The sequence below is a fragment of the Gracilimonas amylolytica genome (assembly GCF_002911695.1).
Classification (GTDB): Bacteria; Bacteroidota; Rhodothermia; order Balneolales; family Balneolaceae; genus Gracilimonas; species Gracilimonas amylolytica.
In genome coordinates this window covers 1-18,181 of the sequence record NZ_PQBS01000009.1, presented here as the reverse complement: position 1 = coordinate 18,181, position 18,181 = coordinate 1, and the positions used below count along the sequence as shown (strand labels likewise).

The 18,181-nt window shown below is 45.9% G+C and carries 12 protein-coding genes; 7 read left to right on the top strand and 5 right to left on the bottom strand.

Annotation, left to right across the window (positions count from 1 at the left end; translation table 11 throughout):
* Window positions 1–247 precede the first annotated feature (247 nt).
* Window positions 248–2,704 carry a penicillin acylase family protein gene (locus C3B73_RS02295; protein ID WP_103664022.1) on the top strand — a complete coding sequence of 819 codons (2,457 nt, stop codon included), beginning with the start codon at window positions 248–250 and terminating at the stop codon, window positions 2,702–2,704.
* Between the two features lie 194 nt (window positions 2,705–2,898).
* Here C3B73_RS02295 and C3B73_RS02290 read toward each other — a convergent pair whose 3' ends face one another.
* Window positions 2,899–3,315 (bottom strand): endonuclease domain-containing protein, encoded by a 417-nt coding sequence (locus C3B73_RS02290; protein WP_198597256.1) that lies wholly within the window; start codon window positions 3,313–3,315, stop codon window positions 2,899–2,901.
* A 369-nt stretch (window positions 3,316–3,684) separates the two neighbouring features.
* Between C3B73_RS02290 and C3B73_RS02285 the strand changes: the two genes are divergently transcribed.
* Window positions 3,685–6,522, top strand: coding sequence for a M16 family metallopeptidase (locus C3B73_RS02285; RefSeq protein WP_103664021.1), 2,838 nt, complete (start codon window positions 3,685–3,687; stop codon window positions 6,520–6,522).
* A gap of 72 nt (window positions 6,523–6,594) precedes the next feature.
* On the opposite strand, the gene C3B73_RS02280 is transcribed toward C3B73_RS02285, so the two are convergent.
* On the bottom strand, window positions 6,595–7,401 hold the full coding sequence (locus C3B73_RS02280) for a M23 family metallopeptidase (RefSeq protein WP_103664020.1): 807 nt from the start codon (window positions 7,399–7,401) through the stop codon (window positions 6,595–6,597).
* A gap of 63 nt (window positions 7,402–7,464) precedes the next feature.
* Here C3B73_RS02280 and C3B73_RS02275 point away from each other — a divergent pair, with 63 nt between their 5' ends.
* The 5 genes from C3B73_RS02275 (at window position 7,465) to C3B73_RS02255 (ending at window position 13,995) form a co-directional block, all read left to right on the top strand.
* The gene (locus C3B73_RS02275) at window positions 7,465–8,064 is read left to right on the top strand and encodes an RNA polymerase sigma factor (protein WP_103664019.1); all 600 of its coding nucleotides are present in this window, start codon (window positions 7,465–7,467) and stop codon (window positions 8,062–8,064) included.
* A gap of 103 nt (window positions 8,065–8,167) precedes the next feature.
* Window positions 8,168–8,896 (top strand): hypothetical protein, encoded by a 729-nt coding sequence (locus tag C3B73_RS02270; protein WP_103664018.1) that lies wholly within the window; start codon window positions 8,168–8,170, stop codon window positions 8,894–8,896.
* 166 nt (window positions 8,897–9,062) lie between these two features.
* Window positions 9,063–10,325, top strand: a complete 1,263-nt coding sequence (locus C3B73_RS02265; protein WP_103664017.1) for a hypothetical protein — start codon at window positions 9,063–9,065, stop codon at window positions 10,323–10,325.
* A gap of 55 nt (window positions 10,326–10,380) precedes the next feature.
* Window positions 10,381–11,352 (top strand): FecR family protein, encoded by a 972-nt coding sequence (locus C3B73_RS02260; RefSeq protein ID WP_103664016.1) that lies wholly within the window; start codon window positions 10,381–10,383, stop codon window positions 11,350–11,352.
* 3 nt (window positions 11,353–11,355) lie between these two features.
* Window positions 11,356–13,995: a TonB-dependent receptor gene (locus tag C3B73_RS02255; protein WP_103664015.1), complete on the top strand. Its 2,640-nt coding sequence runs from the start codon at window positions 11,356–11,358 to the stop codon at window positions 13,993–13,995.
* On the opposite strand, the gene C3B73_RS02250 is transcribed toward C3B73_RS02255, so the two are convergent.
* From C3B73_RS02250 to C3B73_RS02240, 3 genes are all read right to left on the bottom strand, one after another.
* Complete coding sequence (locus C3B73_RS02250) at window positions 13,980–14,387, bottom strand: RidA family protein (protein ID WP_103664014.1); 408 nt, start codon at window positions 14,385–14,387, stop codon at window positions 13,980–13,982. The two genes, C3B73_RS02255 and C3B73_RS02250, sit on opposite strands and share 16 nt — an antisense overlap.
* Before the next feature lie 11 nt (window positions 14,388–14,398).
* Window positions 14,399–17,314: a tetratricopeptide repeat protein gene (locus C3B73_RS02245; protein ID WP_103664013.1), complete on the bottom strand. Its 2,916-nt coding sequence runs from the start codon at window positions 17,312–17,314 to the stop codon at window positions 14,399–14,401.
* A 167-nt stretch (window positions 17,315–17,481) separates the two neighbouring features.
* A complete protein-coding gene (locus tag C3B73_RS02240; RefSeq protein ID WP_103663931.1) occupies window positions 17,482–18,135 on the bottom strand; it encodes an IS1595 family transposase in 654 nt (217 codons plus the stop codon).
* Window positions 18,136–18,181: the final 46 nt, after the last annotated feature.

Genomic DNA, 18,181 nt, shown 5'->3' with positions numbered 1-18,181 from the left:
CGAATGGAGCGGAGAAATCCACGGGGCTTGCCAAAACTACCAATGCCTTTTCAACCCCGGAGATCTCTCGGCTGCATTTCTCTCGCATGCGCTCGTTGCTTTTCACTCGAGATGACAGGCTCTGTAGAGAGTTTAACAGTATTCTATTCATTTCATACCATACCTCATATCCCCTGCAAATAATTCATTTATAAACCCTTCAGAATGTTTAATTTCTACTGAACTCAATCTATCATTCATTCGCCCTATGAATACCATTGTCAAATTGCTGATCTTTTTCCTGATCCTATTCATCGGATTTGCCGGTATCGCTTTTTACTGGACCTTCTACAAACCTCTGCCCGATTATGAGGATACCATCACCCTGAATGGTTTGAGTGAAACCGTGGATATTCACTGGGATGATTCCGGCGTGCCGCATATCTATGCGCAAAATGAGTCGGATCTTTATTATGCCCTCGGGTATGTGCACGCACAGGATCGCCTCTGGCAAATGACGCTCACACAGATCATGGCAGAAGGTCGATTTGCTGAATTTTTTGGTAATGATGAGGAACTGATCAAACTGGATACCTATCAACGGACACTGGGTTTCTGGAAGATCGCACAGCAACTGGTGGATACACTCGGTCAGGATGAAAGACGAGTTTTGAACGCTTATTCGAATGGGGTCAATGCTTTCATCGATAATAATTCCAATCGATTACCGGTCGAGTTTTCATTAGCAGGTATTGAACCTCTTGAGTGGACCCCCGTTCGGTCCCTTGCCGTGAGTCGGCTGATGGGCTGGGAGCTGAATATGAGCTGGTGGAGTGAAGTTACGTATCAGTACCTCAAAGAAAATTTGCCGCCACAACAATTCGATCAGCTTCAGCTGCAATACCCGAATTCGGCTCCTACCTCTCTGGATGATGAAGAATCCATGGGTTTCTCTTCTGCCCTGATGCCCATGCTGAAACAGGAGATCCATAAGCGGGAACTGCTTGAAATGGAAGGAACTCACGTTGGAAGTAATGCCTGGGTGGTGGATGGCTCTTTAACCGAATCGGGTTATCCCCTGCTGGCCGGTGACCCTCACCTGGGTCTGGATATGCCCGGCAAGTGGTATGAAGTTCACCTGAACCTGAACGGGAGAAATGTTTCCGGGGCCACGCTGGCAGGTGTACCGGCTGTCATTATTGGGCAAAATGATCACATGGCCTGGAGCTTTACGAGTATCATGAGTGATGATACCGACTTTTTCCTGGAACAGCAGGATCCTGAAGATCGTGGACGATACGTGGTTGATTCCCTTTCCAATGGCGAGATCGCGTTCGAATCGTTTGAGAAAGTACGTGAGATCATCAAAGTAAAGGATGGTGACGACCGCTCTATTGAGATCCGGTACACACAACACGGTCCGGTGATCTCTGATATTTATCCGGTGCCTGAACTCACTGGCGATAAACTCATTTCCATGCAATGGACCGGGTTTGAGCTTACCAACGAAATGAAATCCTTGTATAACATAAACTGGGCCGAAAATTTTCAGGATTTCAAGGATGCCCTTCCCTCCTTTGGTGTGCCCGGCTTGAATTTCATGTATGGTGATGTGGAAGGAAATATTGCCATGTATTCGGTGGCCAAATTACCCATCCGAACCGGAGATCCCATTACCCTGCGTGCCGGCTGGGATCCCGATCAGAACTGGCAGGGATTCATTCCTTTTGACGAATTGCCGCGTGTAATTAATCCGGAAGACGGCTGGATAGCCAATGCTAATAATAAACTTACTACGGGCGGGTATCCTTATTACATCGCTACCTTCTGGGAACCACCGAGCCGTATCGAACGCATCGAACAGATCCTTCTGAATAACGAGAACTTTTCGTACCGGGATTTTGAATCTCTTCAGAACGATTCGTATTCAAATTTCGCGGCCAAATTAACACCGATCATTCTGGAGATCCTTCGCGATCAGGATGCCTATAATTTCGATCTGCCTATTTCTTATCTGGAAAACTGGAATTTTGAATACAGCCTGAGTTCCACAGCGGCATCCATATTTGATACTTTCTTCCTCAATTTCACTGAAAATTCCCTGAAGGATGATCTTAGTGAGATCGCCTACGAAAACTTTACGCATCACGAGAACATCCCGGTTCGTACCATGACCTCACTCATTGATTCAGAGAGTACTCTTTTTGATGATAAGGCGACGGAAAAGATCGAGACCCGTGAAGATATGGTCATCAAAAGCATGCAGGATGCAATTCTATTTCTGAGTGATTCCCTTGGCAGTGAGCCGTATGAATGGCGATGGGAGCAACTGCATACCATCACATTCAAACCACCGTTCTTTGCCCAGGCCTCCGAAGCTCCCAATGCTCCTTCCACCCTGAAGATGATCGTAAATAATGTTTTGAGCAAAGGTCCTTACGAAGTGGAAAGTCACGGCATGAGCGTCAACAACGGTCAGTATCGCTGGGATCAGCCGTTTGAAATGATCCTCGGAGCCTCTATTCGTCGAATTTCTGATCTATCTGATATGAGCCGGAGTAAAAGCGTACTGCCCACAGGTCAGTCGGGAAACCCGTTATCCAGACACTTCGGAGACCAGACCGACCGCTGGCTGAACGGAGAATACCGATGGCTTTATCAGGACTCCACCGCTCTATTTGAAGGATCTGATGTAAGAACCATGCAGCTGGTGCCTGGTGGGTAGCATTCCAAGGGGACCCATCCTTGTTCCTTCCCTCCGTGGCGCTGACGCTTCGCAAGGAAGGAGACGCGTTGATGAGCACTTTTGAAAGCTTCAGACATCAACTCTGTTACAAAAATTCTATCCATATGTACTCTCCACCCATAATCCACCAAGGCGTCCCCTTTCCTTGCGGCTAAGCCATGGGCAATCAAATATTAACGACGTGCCGGAGGGAAAGGGACAGGGTTAGGGTCCCCACCTTTAATGTGAATAAACTCTCTAATTCTCTCCAACACCTTATCCAAATCACGCAGCTCTTCATTCCTGATCCTAAGCACTTTCAATCCCAATCCCTTCAACACAAGATCCCTTTGGAAATCATATTCTTTATGAATGTCATGTATTTTTCCATCTAATTCTATCACTAATCTTAGCTCTGCACAGTAGAAATCAGCGATGAAAAAATATTTACGCCCATTGCGGACTTCATAGATAAAAGGTTTTTGACGAAGAAACTTGTACCCGTTAAACTGACGTTTTCTTAGATATTTCCAAAGATGCTTTTCGGAAGGGGTTGGGTTATTTCTTAGCTCCCTGGCAATTTCTGTTATGGTTTTCCAAGACAGGTTCATAGCTGAATTAGCTTCTTTTTGGGATAAACTTCAAGCTCGCCCACCGGGACCCATCCTTGTTCCTTCCCTCCGTGGCGCTGACGCTTCGCAAGGAAGGAGACGCGTTGATGAGCTCATTCATTAGATTCCGACCTAAAGTTCGTTAAAACAGCCTTTGCATTACCATCCTATTTTAACTAACAATAGTAATATCTGATTAACTTTTTCACCAAGGCGTTCCCTTTCCTTGCGGCCTGGCCATGGGCAATCAAGTATTAACGACGTGCCGGAGGAAAAGGGACAGGGTTAGGGTCACAGAAACAAAACATTTACAAACCCGTACGCTCCCGCCTGTTATATTTCACAAAATCATAACCGCCAAATCATATTATGAAATCACGCATTTTATCGCTCCTGACTTTTTTGATCGTTGGGATATTTGTATTCACTTCCTGCACTCAACAACAAACAGAGTTTTCAGTGGATTACGAGAAATTCACTCTGGATAACGGACTTGAGGTCATATTTCACAAAGATGACTCTGATCCCGTTACCGCTGTTGCTCTTACCTTTCATGTTGGATCCTCACGGGAATTGGAAGGACGAACCGGATTTGCTCACCTTTTTGAGCATCTGCTCTTTCTGGAATCAGAAAACCTTGGTAAGGGTGGGCTCGATGAAATGAGTTCTCGTATCGGAGGATCCGGAGCCAATGGGTCCACGAGCCGGGATCGCACAAACTACTTCCAAACCGTTCCTAAAGATGCCCTCGAAAAAATGATCTGGGCCGAAGCAGATAAACTTGGCTACTTCATCAACACCGTGACGGAAGCTGTTCTCGCCAAGGAAAAGCAAGTGGTAAAAAATGAGAAACGGCAGGGCGTGGACAATCAGCCTTACGGACATGCAGGGTATGTAGTGGATAAAAATCTGTATCCTGAAGGACATCCCTACAGCTGGCAGGTCATCGGTTCACTCGAAGATCTTCAGAACGCCACCCTTCAGGACGTGAAGGATTTCTATAACAAATGGTACGTCCCGAATAATGCCACGCTTGTCATTGCCGGGGACTTTGACACCGCACAAGCCAAAGAATGGATCCACAAATATTTTGATGAGATACCACGCGGAGAAGAAATTGAGCCTTTAGCCGATCAACCCGCTTCTCTGGATGAAACCAAAAAATTATACTACGAGGATAACTTCGCTCGCTTGCCGGAACTTCGTATGGTGTGGCCGGGGGTTGATCTGTATCACGATGATGCCTATGCCCTCGATATTCTGACTCAACTGCTTTCAGATGGTAAGAAGGCCCCATTTTACAAAGTGCTGGTTGAGGAGGAAGAACTCACTTCGAACGTGTTCATGCGCAACGGAAATTCCGAAATTGCCGGTGAGATCTCACTCATCACAAGAGCCTACCCCGGAACCGACCTGAATGAGGTTGAAGCGGCCGTAAATGAAGCCTTTACCCGATTTGAGGAAGAAGGTTTTACCGATGATGATCTCAACCGCATCAAGGCAGGTATTGAAACCAATTTCTACAACGGATTATCAAGTGTACTTGGGAAAGCCTTTCAACTGGCTCAATACAATATTTTTGCCGGTGATCCCGGTTACATCAATGAAGACATCCAGAAGACCCTGGCCGTTACCAAAGAAGACGTGATGCGGGTGTACGAAAAATACCTCAAAGAACAGCCGTTTGTAGCTACAAGCTTTGTTCCACAGGGACAGACTGATCTTATCCTGGATGGCTCAAAAGAAGCTGAAGTTCAGGAAGAACAGATCGTAGCTGAAGGTCGCGGGGAGCAATTTGAATTACCTGAAGAAACTGAATACGAACGCACTCCTTCAAGCTTTGATCGTTCAATTGAGCCTCCTTATGGTGAAACCCCTGCTCCGGCCATTCCGGAGGTCTGGGAAGCAAGCTTGAGTAACGGACTTGAGATCTATGGTATCGAAAATTACGAACTACCTTTGGTAGAATTCGAGATCACTCTGAAAGGAGGTTTGATGCTGGAAGATCAGGACAGAGTTGGCGTCTCAAACCTGATGGCAGATCTGATGACCAAAGGTACCGCCAACAAAACACCTGAAGAACTGGAAGAGGCGATCGACCTGCTTGGGGCAAGTATCAACGTGTATGCAGGCAGGCAGTCGGTAACGATCCGCGGTAACTCGCTGGCTCGTAACTACGAGGAAACCATGAGTCTTGTTGAAGAGATCATGCTTCAGCCTCGCTGGGATGAGCGCGAATTTGAGCTGGCTAAACAAAGTACTTTAAGTCAGATCGCACAGCAAAGTGCCAATCCTAACAGCATCGCCTCTAACACTTTCAATAAGCTGCTGTACGGAGAAGACCATATTCTCTCCTACAATCCGGTTGGGACCACAAATACGGTAGAGGCCATCACTCTTGAGGACCTCAAGCAGTACTACCGGAATTACTTCTCCCCTTCTGTGGCCGATATGCACATTGTAGGGGCTATCAGTAAAGATAAGGTGGTAGCCTCACTTTCATCCATTGAAGAGCAGTGGGAAAACACACCGGTAGAGATCCCGGAATTCGATCTCCCGGAGGCGCCGGAAAACTCCACGGTTTATTTCTACGATGTTCCTGATGCTAAGCAATCAGTACTTCGTTTCGGCTATCTGGCAATGCCCGAAACCGATCCTGATTTCTACAAAGCCAATATCATGAACTACAAACTTGGTGGCGGGGGATTTGCTTCCAGGCTCACCCAGGAACTGCGCGAAGGCAAGGGATATACCTATGGTATCCGGTCCGGATTCTCAGGAACCGATATAGCCGGTCCATTCAGCATTTCAAGCGGTGTCCGAACCAACGTGACCTACGAATCTGCGGCCTTGGTGAAAGAGATCCTCGAACAGTATCCGGATACGTTCACTGATGAAGACCTTGAAAATACCAAAAGCTATCTCATCAAGAGTTCAGCGCGTCAGTTTGAGACTTCCGGCTCAAAACTAAACATGCTGTCTAATATCAGTTCGTATGGATGGGCACCCGATTATGTAAGGCAGCGTCAGGAAACGGTGCAGAATATCACTAAAGAAGAAATTCAGTCACTGGCAAGGGAATATGCCGATCCCAACAAGATGATCTGGCTGGTGGTGGGTGATGCCAAAACCCAAATGGATCGCCTGCAGCAACTTGGATTTGGTAACCCGGTTCTTGTAAACGAATATTTTGAAGAGGGAAATTAATATTTAAGATCCTTTTTCAGACCAAGCCTGAAACGCCGATGATTCAATTGAGTTATTGGCGTTTTTTTTGGCTCAATATCCGACATACGATTTCCCTGCCTGCAATTCCATGATGCCTCTTCGGGTGGCAAATCGAACCGGTATGGACACAAAACCACCTCCGCGTTTTGCCTTTTTAACTACAAAATGCAGATGAGGTCCGGTTGCAAATCCTGTTGCCCCGGAATATCCGATAAGCTGCCCCATCCTCACATTTTGGCCTAACTCCACATTCACTCCACGGAATTTAAGATGTGAATAATCGGCAAAAGTGCCATCATCATGCATCACGGTAATGAAGTTGGCATATTCCATAAACTCGGCGGTAGGTCCCCCTTTTGAATTGCTTCCTTCAAGCATCACCACCTTTCCATTACGGGCCGCATAGATCGGGGTTCCTTCCGGCATGGCAAAGTCGAGCGCATGCGGAAGCTCTCCCTGATGCGAGAAGGAGCCGTTGAAACCCTGAGTCAGTAAAAACTCTTCCCCAATTGGGAACGGCAGTCGATAGGCAAATGAATCGTTGTGCTGCACATTGATATCCCCCATATAATACCGATACCGTGAGCTGTAATCCCATCCGGCCGATACATTGGAGTACTCAAATTCCATTAATTTGAGATCCGTATTGGGCTGAATTACCTGTACCAAAGGGAGGTTCCTGCTGGGAGTCAAATTCTCATACTCCACCATATAATTCAGGGTCACGGGGTAGAGATTGGAATTCCTGACATAGATCTCAATGCCCGTTTCAGTTTCGATTCGGTAAACAGTCACTGAACTGTTATCTTGGGGCAGCCCGGTGACAATCAAAAACAGAAGTATCCAGAACGATTTCATGGTGATTTCTTTTTGAGGATTACTTCTATAATATCGGTAAAAAAAGATATCATCTTATATTAAATGGAATTAACGCTTGTACAACTTTTACTGCTTTTAGGAGCAGCCGTAGATTCTGATACAGATGATCACGGCCTCTATTTGAGGATCAGGAATGGAGATCAAAAAGCTTTTAAGATATTTTTTGAGAAACACCATGATGAACTGTTCCGCTACCTCAAACAAAAGGGATTAGCAAAAGAAGCTGCTGAAGACCTCATTCAAAAAGCTTTTGTGTACATCTGGGAAAACCGGGATGGCATTGATGAAACCAAATCCTTGCGGGCTTATCTATTCCGTATCGCTTATACGAGAATGTTGAATCTCTTCCGCGATCATTCCAAATTTGATAAAAATCAGGAAGTACCTGATGTAGCTGAATCACAAAACTCTGCTGACGAAGTTCTCAACCGAAGGGAATTAAATAACGCCATCGAAAAAGCGATCTCTGCCATGCCCGATAAAAGACAGGAGGTTTTCCGGCTCTGTTTTCTTCAGGAATTCACCTACAAAGAAGCCGCTGAAACCCTGGAAGTGTCTGTTAAGACCATTGAAAACCACATGGGACTGGCTTTAAAAGACCTTCGTGCCTCTTTATCTCAGGTCGCCAAAGATTATTTATAAATTTTTTTAGGGGTACTCTTCTTTTTGTGTGTAATAAGGGTGAACACAAGACAGTTGGAAGCTGTTTACTTAACCAAATAATTACAACACAAGGAACAAAACAATGAATTTATCAAGATTGTTTACCCCGCTAACGTTTTTAGTTGCTGCTCTATTTATTACCACGGGCTGTGATATCGCCGGCTCCGATAACAACGGACCCAAAGATGTATCCGTAAAAATGCAGATCAACACCAACTCAACCGCAGCAAAATTCAAAGCTGTGAGCCTCGATTCTTTAACAGAGATCAAATTTCTGGTTGAAGAACTTGAACTCGAAAGCGTAAATGATGACTCTGCTGACTTTGAGGTTGAAGATCTCATCGTGAATCTTCCTTTAGATGGAAGTGCCATTGAGCTTACCTCACAAAATATTCCTAACGGACTCTATGACGAGTTTGAGATGGAGATCGAAAATGATGATGACGGAAACTCTGTTAACGACCCGGATTTCATTAAAGACGGTGATGACGATGGGTACTCTATGGTGATCAAAGGTATTTATAACGGTGAAGAATTCATGTTCAGAACCGATACCGACTTCGAGATCGAAATGGACCTGAATCCACCTCTGGAGATCAGCGATACCAGCGGCTCACCTTCAGTAGCCATTAACATTGATCCATCAGCTTGGTTTGTTGACTCAAGCGGAAACGCCCTGGATCCAAATGATCCCGCAAACAGGGACATCATCGAAGACAACATTGAAAACTCATTCGATGCTGAAGGAGATGACGACGATGACGATGACGATGATGATGATGATGATGATGACGACGATGACGATGATTAATCATTCCTGTGAAGACTGACTTATAACACTACCCAAACAAACCCTGCCATCTGAACCATGGCAGGGTTTTTATTATTTTATTGATCTAAAACTTTTATACCATTGGTTAGGGGTTTTCATCGGTTCATGTGTAATACCTATGAACATCAACAATCAATTTTTAACTATGAAAACACTCATAAGAAACTTAACGAAAGCCACCGGTTTTGTTCTTGCTTCAGTTGTGATCTTCTCAGCCTGTAGCCTGGGAGATGTATCCAGTGAACTCAACAACAATGAACTGACACCGGAAGAGCTGGAAGCCGCCAGCCAGATCATGGGGCAAGCCCTTTCTGACGATAATGATGGCGTTTTTTCCAGTTTGAATGATGCCCTCGCAACAATATCAAGCGATGGATTTTCAACCGGCAACACCGCCTTCAAAAATGACGACGAAGACGATGATGACGATGAATACTCCGGCCGTGGAAACGAACGGAATTTCGACTATGAATACGATCCTGCCACCGGTACTCATACCCTGAGCTTTGAGAGAAGCGTTGTAAAACCGAATTTCGAGAAAAACATTTCAGCACTTCTCACTTACGTTTTCACGGATATTGATGATCAGTTCATTGCTATGCCAAGAGCAAACAGTGATCAGATCGAAAATATTCAGTTCACGGCCAACAGAACCGGAGACCTCACCAGCAACTTCAGATCTTCCGACTTCAGCCGTGCCGATACCCTTGCGATCCGTGGTGTCAGTGATGCCACCGAGATCCTGACTCTTGATGGCAAACACACCGGCAACGGTTCCATCAATGGAGTACGCAAGAATGGTGATACCTTTGAACGCTCATTTGTCAATGAGATAAACCTGCTGGATGTACAGATCAATAAGGATACCGTGGCCTTCTACGGCTCCCTCGAACAAGGTGTGACCGGTACCCTGACTTATGAAATGAGTATGTATAAAAATACCAACGGTGACGAATCCACTAAAACTGTTTCGGGAACCATTGAAATGGATGGTGATGGTACGGCCCTGCTTCGGTTCGCGGATCTGCCAAAACTGTACAAGGTCAATTTAAAATCCGGTATAGTCACCGACGATGAAGACGAACTGGAAGCCATTGTCAGCGAAGTGGACACCGTTGAAAGAACCGTTCTGCTCAGCAACGATATACTGGTAGTTATCACCGGACGTACCGAAGTTGAGGGAGATGATGGCATCGAAACCCTGGAAGAAGTAGCCGCTGCCCTTGAAGCCGGAACCACCGTCTATGCCGATGTGGAAGGTTACATCAGTCCACAAGATCAGAGCCGGTTCATAGCCGATGAGATCGAGTTTGAGTATGAGGACGATGATGACGGCGAGGACAGTGATGACGACGATGATGATAATGACGATGACGATGATGATGATGACGGCGACAGTGATAACTAATACCTGATAATCAATAAACTAACACCGGGTAAGTACTCCTTACCCGGTTACTTCTATGGCAAACAACCCCAACATATTACCACCCAATGATCCCGACCTCCTTCTTGCAAAAAGAATCGGAGAGGCTCTGCCTGATCTCAAGGCTTTAGGTTCTGATGAGGATCCGTTGCTCAACGACCTGTTCAATTACAAGAGAACCGTTGAGGAAAAGGATGTGGATATGGTGAATTCTGATGATCTCTGGGATTCCATAGAAAGCAAGATCAACGAAACCGGGTCAAGTAAAGGAAGGATCCTTTCAATGACTCCTGCCATAAGGCGCTTTGCCATTGCGGCTTCTATCCTGATCGCAGCTGTAGTTGGAAGCTTCCTGATCCAGGATCAAGCTCAGCCTACCCTGATCGGTCAAAGCTTTGCATCCATTTCTCAGGTTACACTCAGTGACGGATCAAGCGTTAGTCTTCGCCCACACTCGAGGATCTACATGATCAGTGAAAATGAGAATGAGATGGCCTATAAACTGGAAGGTGAGGCTTATTTTGAGGTTACCTCCGATCCGCAAAGAATATTTACCGTAAAAACCGAACGATCAAAAGTTCAGGTTCTGGGGACTAAATTCATCTTGAGTGAACGGGATAATACTTCCAGCGTATTCCTCGAAGAAGGCCGCATCAGCTTTGAAGCCCTCGATTCAGGCAATGCCATCGAGTTAGAACCGGGGCAGTCCTCTAAAATTGACCTTAATACGCCTTCTCCTGTGGTCACCCAAAAAGATCCGCAGGTGTACACCGACTGGCTTAATAACGAACTTATATTCAATAACGACCGGGTTGGTGATATTTTCAGCGAGCTTGAACAGCATTATAATATCAGCATTCAGGGTCCTGATGTCGTTAAGAATGAAACGCTCAGCGGATCTATTGAGTTAGGCGATATTGACGCCGTTCTAAGAGATTTTGAGCTCGTTCTTGGCGGTAGCTTTACTAAAGTTGATACCAAAACCTATCAGTTTAACGCGGATTCATAATCAATGGCCAAAACTTTCACTCGTTCGCTTTTTGTAGGGGTAGTATTTGCCGTCGTTTCATTACCGGCCTTTGCTCAGTTCAGTTTTCAGGCTGAACCGTTGATCGATGTGATACGGACATTGGAGGACGAAACAGATTATCGGTTTCTCTATAGAGAATCTCAGATATCAGATATCAGGGTGACCTTCGAAACGACTACAGAAACCTTTATTCAGGACCTTGAGACAGAACTGAGATTTTATCAGATCGCTATTGAAGCGGATGAACAAAGGCAACAGATCGTCCTTTACCGTAAAAATGAAAGCGACAGTCCGGTGCTGTCCATTAGCGGTCAGGTAGTGGATGCTGAAACCGGTGAGCGACTTCCCTATGCCACTTTATCATGGAAAACGAGTGAAAAAACCTATGGTGTTGCCGGTAACTCATCCGGAGCCTTTACCATCAACACCACGGTCAGAAATCCTGACTTCACTCTCCAAAGTTCCTATCTGGGATATGAAACCAAACAACTCACCCTTGACCTCCGTGAGGGATTCTCATTTGAAGACGTCACCATTCGGCTCACCCCTACTGCCGTTCAGGGACAGGATATCGTGATCACAGGTTTTACCTTCCCTTCCAGCTCCGACAGTATTTACAGAAACTTTATCAATACCGGGGTGCTCAGTCCTTTTGGGGAGAATAACACAACCCGGGCACTGCAATCACTGCCTTCGGTGACCAACGGTCCGGCCGTCAATAATGGGATCAATGTCCGAGGAAGTTCCGCTGATGCCACACAGATACTTCTGGATGGGATCACCATCTATAATCAAAGCCACCTGTTCGGACTGCTCGACAGTTTTAATCCCAATGCCCTGCAAACCTCAGGGTTTTTCTATGATGTGACACCCGCTCAGCTGCCTTCTTCTCCCGGAGGTACCCTATCCATGCTCACAAAAACCGGCTCCCTGAATAGCTTCAGTGGGTCTGCGGGACTGAGCAATACCGCCTTCAATGCCACGGTTGAAGGACCACTTAGTTCCGGCCGCAGTAGTTTTCTCTTTTCGGGGAGAACCTCGACCATGAACACGGTTAACTGGCTGGGCAACGAAGACCTGATCGCCTATGGCTTGAATGTGGATCGACCCAGTGAGGTGTTGACTGATAATCTTACCGACCTGCAATCCCGGCTGGTAACCCCCGGTGATTACGATGCCATGTTCTATGACCTGCACGGCAAAGTCTATTTCGAAAATAAAAACGGTGGCCGGCTGAGCTTTGGTGCTTACTACGGTGCCGATAATGTCTCACAGGATGCCCAAAGGCTGGTGCGCCGGTTCAACCCGAATGATCCCCTTGAACGCTTCAGTCAACAGGATGTTGAAACCCTGAACAAATGGGGAAATTTCAGTTCAAGCGTGTCTTACAAATCGCCGATCACATCAAGGTTCTATAGTCAGACTTTAGCTGCGGTGAGTATTTATAATACCGAATTCAAAAAGGATGATTTTGTGTATAACCGGGTAGATTCAGGCGGAACCGGTGTTCAGGTGTTTACCTTTCCGCTTGAGAACAAAAGTGTCTTTAACGAGATCAAATTTGACCAAAGCTTTGACCTGAGCCTGCCATCAGGATTCTGGACCTTTGGAGCTTCCTATCAATATTTCATCGGAGAGTATTTTGAGGAATCCTTTGATCGTCCCGGTTTTCTGAATGAATTTCAGTCGAGCCTGATCGATATCTATGCTCAGCTGGATCACACCTCCTGGGATCCGTTGGATCTGTATCTGGGGAGCCGCTTTCATTACTATACCGATGTATCCAAAGTGTACTTTTCACCCCGCATAAAGCTGAAATTCCTGAACGACCGAACTCTGTCTTTTGGATTGGGATACAGCCGGAATTATCAGTTCATGCACCGTCTTTCGTTCTATAATGTGAGTAGTCCCGATATCTGGGTGATCAGCACGGATCAACAACCTCCTACCTCCTCCGACTATTACACCGCCGGTATGTACCTTCGGTTTGGATCGAACGCATTATTTCAGGTCGAAGGCTATTACAAATCTCTGGATAACGCCCGTTTGTTTGAGATCAACTCACAGACCCTCACCAACAGTTTTGATGCCCTGCCATGGCTGTACGATAATGACGGAACCTCCAAAGGGGTTGAGTTTATGCTGAGAAACAGATTGGGGCCACTTACCCTGACTAATTCATACACACTTTCGGAAGCCACATTCAGCAATCCCGAGATCCTGAATGGAGAGGAATTTTATGCACAATGGGATCAAACTCATTCCTTTACAAGTTCAGCTGAGATCAGTCTCATTTCCGGTCTGACGTCATTCCTGAGTTTCAATTATGCTTCCGGCTCTCCAAACCGACTCAATTTCCTTCAGGTTGAAGAGCAAGAACGTCTCTCCGATTATCAGCGATTGGATGCCGGACTGGAGTACTCCGGTTCGGTTGGGGAAACTGAATTTGAACTCAAGACCTCCATTTTTAACCTCCTTGACAGAAATAATACCTGGTATCGCGAGCTGAACCTGGTGATCGATACCTCGGTCCCCCAAAATCAGAGAAGACTAACCTCCCGGCCTGTCGATGTGTATGATCTTGGGTTTCAACCTTCCTTCAGTGCTCAGATCTGGTTTTGATCCTGTTCTGTTAAAACGGCATCCACTTCCATTTCAACGATCAGATCGGGAGAGATCAGCTTACTGACCTCCACCAACGTAGCTGCCGGTTTTATGTCTCCGAAGTATTCTTCATGAGCTCTTCCGAAAGCTTCCCAGTCATCAATATTGGTTACAAAGGTTCGGGTTCGTACTACATCCTTCAGGGAACTTCCCGCTTCAGTCAGGGCTTTCTCTATATGTTTAATGCACTGAACCGTTTGGGCATACAGATCACCTTTACCGACCACATTACCTTGCTCATCCACGGCGGTGGTACCGGATACAAATACCTGATTCCCGACTCTTACAGCCCGGCTGTAACCGACCTTATCTTCCCACACCGCTCCGGAACTGATATTGATGCGTTTCATCCTAACTCCTGTTAATTGAGTGCCTGACTAAAATCGGGTCCTAAGGGAACTTCCAACCCTTCAGCTTCTTCTATTACTTTTGTTGCCTCAGCCTGCTCATCCATTGATCTCAATAGCCGGATCAGATCTACTCGGGCTTGCAAATGATAGGGATTTAGATCAAGGGCTTCTTCAAACTGATCACGAGCGGTTTCCGGATCGTTTTCAGCTTGCGATAATTTACCTTTCACGGCTAACAGCCCGGCTTGAGGGTATGGAAGTTGTATCTCTGTTTCCACTTCTGCCAGTAACGAACCGGCTTTTTCCATATCTGAATTCAGGATGTGAACTTCAGCCAGCAACAGATCTTCCATGTAACCCAGGCGACTTTGATCAAACTCTGCTAACAAAGTGTTGGTTTCTTCTGCCTCTCCCTTAGTGGCATGGATCCAAGCGATCCTAAGGGCATAACCCGCCACAGAATTGCCGGCTGATTCCAGAATGCGCTGTCCTTCCTGCAAAACCTCCAATGCCTCATCATACGATCCCTGTCTTATCAATACATCAGCTGTTGAAAGCCGAAGTTCAAAATTCTGTGGATTTTGAGCCAGCAAACCTTCAAAAAATGGCGTCACTTCTGCGGAATAACCCAATTGACTCTTTAGCTCATTCATAAAGGTCTCTGCCTCTTCTTTACGATCGGTCAGGTAGGTGGAGATCGTTGGAGCCACTGCTACATAATCTTCCGCTGTGGTCAGGGCCCGGGCCACTTCCCCATATTCGAGATACCGCTCCCTCATCAGGCGGTTAAGCTGAGCAGCTTCAGAAAGGTCCTCTTCAAGTTCTTTAGCTTTGGCCAGTATCGGTTCCTGCCGGTTCAGAGCACCCTCAAATCCCAATTCTCCGTTAAGGGCTTCGTAATGAAGAATATTAGCCTCATCCACATAGGTTGGAGCATAATTACTATCCAGCTCCTTAGCCTGACGGATGTATGACCGGGCTTCCTCAAATTCCCCCTGACGTGCTTTGACCTGTGAATACTCCAGGATCGCTGGCACATAATCAGGACTATAGGTCAAAGCGGTATCAAGATAGGCGGCTGCCAAAGTCAGATCACTCCATGACCTGCCCGCCAGCGAAACATAGGTTTGTGCCCAGTTGTCTGCCAGAACATCCTTATTCCCGGCCAGATACTCTTCCTGTTTTTTCAGAAGTTCTTCCAGAAACGCATAATAATCCGGATCCTTTTCCTGAATATAATCTTTGGTATTCATGGATTTATGGTTCAGGGGGTGAACCTTTTTTTCTGCCAAAAACCCGGCATAACCCTGTGCAAAGAATTCACTCTCGTTGTTGGAAGCATAATAATCCAGGGTTTTATTATTAGCCATTGCCTCATGATACAAGGCCCGTATCTTTCGATCTTCTTCATCGGTCAAGATTCTTCCGTGATACAAGTGGGCATACTCATGAGCCAGTACATTCCTTTCAAGATGAGCTCCCCTTTCCAGATACTCGATCCCGGTGGCTCCGCTTCCCACACCTCGAATATCCATCCATTGACGGTTATCGAAAGTGGTACCATAGCGGAAATAGTTTCGATCCATGGCGATAGCCAGGTCAATGTGTAAAGGGGGGATCGCAAAATCCGAATCAAATTTTTGGATCATCTCCAGATAGGCCTTACTCGGTCCGATCTGCTGGGCAATCATCTTTTTCACCCTGTCACCCGGGTAGTATTCCGCATCCTTAAAGACCTCGTAAAATACCGAGCCCTCTTCAGGTATCTCAGTATTCTCTATGATCAGTTCAAGGTCGTCATACTCCTCCAGATACTGAAATTGCCGTTGTTTGATAACCGCAGCCAGAGCATTGTGTGCCGGACCATAATTCTGTTTTTGTTCGAGGATCCGACGGAAATGTACCTCTGCTGAGTCGAGTCGCTCTGCCCTATCCATGCTGTAGTACATATAATAGAACGAGCCTCTCATCATCTCCGGCAGTACCGATTCCGGATATTCCTCACCAATTTCCCTCGTTAGATCTATCGCTTCATCCACACGATCTGCAGCCAGTAACGCATCTGCTTCCTTCAGTTTTTCCCGAACTTCCTCATCGGTTTCATGGGCATAATCTGCATAGGTCAGATTGGTATGACCATTTCCAAAATGCCAGTGTGCCAGATAATGTAGTGGGTTCACGTCAAACGCCAGATTCCACTGACCGGCCATATTATCGAGCTGAGTGGCATCCACCCTTCGCCAAACGGCATATCCATAACTGAATCGGGCATCCGCATTGAACGGGTTGACCTCTAATGCTTTTTGCAGGGCAGGCTCAGCGGCAGCCGGATCCTGATCCCAGAACAACACTTCACCTTCGAGCAAATACCCCTCAGCCAGAGCAGGATCCCATTCCTGAACATCTTTAGCCCATTGTAATGCGTCTTCGTAATTTCGCTTTAACAGGGCTGCACGTCCCTTGACAACCCCGGCTTGGGCATCCGATTCATGCTCCCGTAAAATAGACTCTGCAATAGCTTCAGCTTCATCCAGTCGCCAGGCCTGTATCTCAAGCTCAGCCTTCAATAAACGAGCTTCTCTGTTTGAGGGATTGCCTTCCAGAACCTCATTCACTAATGCTTCAGCATTTTCATATCTGTGTTTCTTAAAGTTGAGTCCGGCCCTGACCAGATTTACCTCATCAGAGTCTCCCATCTCATTCAAATATCTCTCTGCATCTTCCCAGAGGCCTAATTCCACCAGCTTTTGAACAGCATCCGCTGTCACCTCCTGCTCCAGAGCCTGCAAAGTTTGGGTTCTTTCCTGCGCCAGCTGCTGATTGGCAGTGGTGAGGTTATTTGCACTTTTTTTGGTTCTATCACATGCCAATGATGTGAGTAGTAAGACCACAACAAATAATTTTAAAAATGATGCTTTATACTTCATTATTTTTTGTTTGTAATTAGCAATTGGGATGTAAATTGATCGGTATCGATAATTTTTTCTAGTTAATTCTCAATAAACCTTATTTCACTCTGTCCCCTTCCTATTTCTTGATAAAAAGGTATCAAGCGTTCTTCAACAAATTTGTTAGGGGCTGAAGTAGCTAAGGGTTAATGTTTGGTTTGCTTATACCATGATTTTAATTGCTTTAAGAGCTCTGCATGATTGCCTCCGTTGAAGCGCCACTCACATTCCTTTAAAAACCAGTAAAAATTATCTGCTTTGATGCCGTTAAATTTGCGCATATGACGCTTGGCTTGATTCCAGAAATTCTCTATTCCATTTATGTGATTCAGTTGATCTGCAAAGAGTTCACTGTGGTTAATTCGCATGTGGTGGAACTCAGAGATATCCAGGGCATTGTAGGAGCGAAAAGTATCGGTATAAACAATACTATCCGGCTGCACATTCTGTTGAATAATTGGTAGCAAGGTTTCTGTTTTAGCATTCGGAATAATAGCCGTGTACACTTTACCTCCACGCTTAAGTAATCCAAATACAGCTACTTTGCCGGTAGATCCACGGCCACGCTTACCTTTACGCTTGCCTCCAAAATAGCTTTCATCGGCTTCCACTTCCCCAGATAATTCATAACTGGGTAGTTTACTTGCAATGAGTTGACGTAGTCTCATAAAAAACCGTATAGCGGTGTTAGCTTGAACACCAATCAATTCCGAGGCTGCACGGGCCGTAGTACCTGCTACAAAATGTTCTATCAGCCGGCTTTGTTGGTGTGGGGTTAATCGACTTTTGCGTTCATACATAGTAACTAATTTAGCACCTTATTCAAGTCTTAGCTACTTCAGCCCC

Coding starts and splice junctions, on each gene's coding strand:
- C3B73_RS02270 (WP_103664018.1), top strand. CDS start 8,168: ATGAATTTATCAAGATTGTTTACCCCGCTAACGTTTTTAGTTGCTGCT.
- C3B73_RS02265 (WP_103664017.1), top strand. CDS start 9,063: ATGAAAACACTCATAAGAAACTTAACGAAAGCCACCGGTTTTGTTCTT.
- C3B73_RS02260 (WP_103664016.1), top strand. CDS start 10,381: ATGGCAAACAACCCCAACATATTACCACCCAATGATCCCGACCTCCTT.
- C3B73_RS02245 (WP_103664013.1), bottom strand. CDS start 17,314: ATGAAGTATAAAGCATCATTTTTAAAATTATTTGTTGTGGTCTTACTA.
- C3B73_RS02250 (WP_103664014.1), bottom strand. CDS start 14,387: ATGAAACGCATCAATATCAGTTCCGGAGCGGTGTGGGAAGATAAGGTC.
- C3B73_RS02280 (WP_103664020.1), bottom strand. CDS start 7,401: ATGAAATCGTTCTGGATACTTCTGTTTTTGATTGTCACCGGGCTGCCC.
- C3B73_RS02285 (WP_103664021.1), top strand. CDS start 3,685: ATGAAATCACGCATTTTATCGCTCCTGACTTTTTTGATCGTTGGGATA.
- C3B73_RS02255 (WP_103664015.1), top strand. CDS start 11,356: ATGGCCAAAACTTTCACTCGTTCGCTTTTTGTAGGGGTAGTATTTGCC.
- C3B73_RS02275 (WP_103664019.1), top strand. CDS start 7,465: ATGGAATTAACGCTTGTACAACTTTTACTGCTTTTAGGAGCAGCCGTA.
- C3B73_RS02295 (WP_103664022.1), top strand. CDS start 248: ATGAATACCATTGTCAAATTGCTGATCTTTTTCCTGATCCTATTCATC.
- C3B73_RS02290 (WP_198597256.1), bottom strand. CDS start 3,315: ATGAACCTGTCTTGGAAAACCATAACAGAAATTGCCAGGGAGCTAAGA.
- C3B73_RS02240 (WP_103663931.1), bottom strand. CDS start 18,135: ATGTATGAACGCAAAAGTCGATTAACCCCACACCAACAAAGCCGGCTG.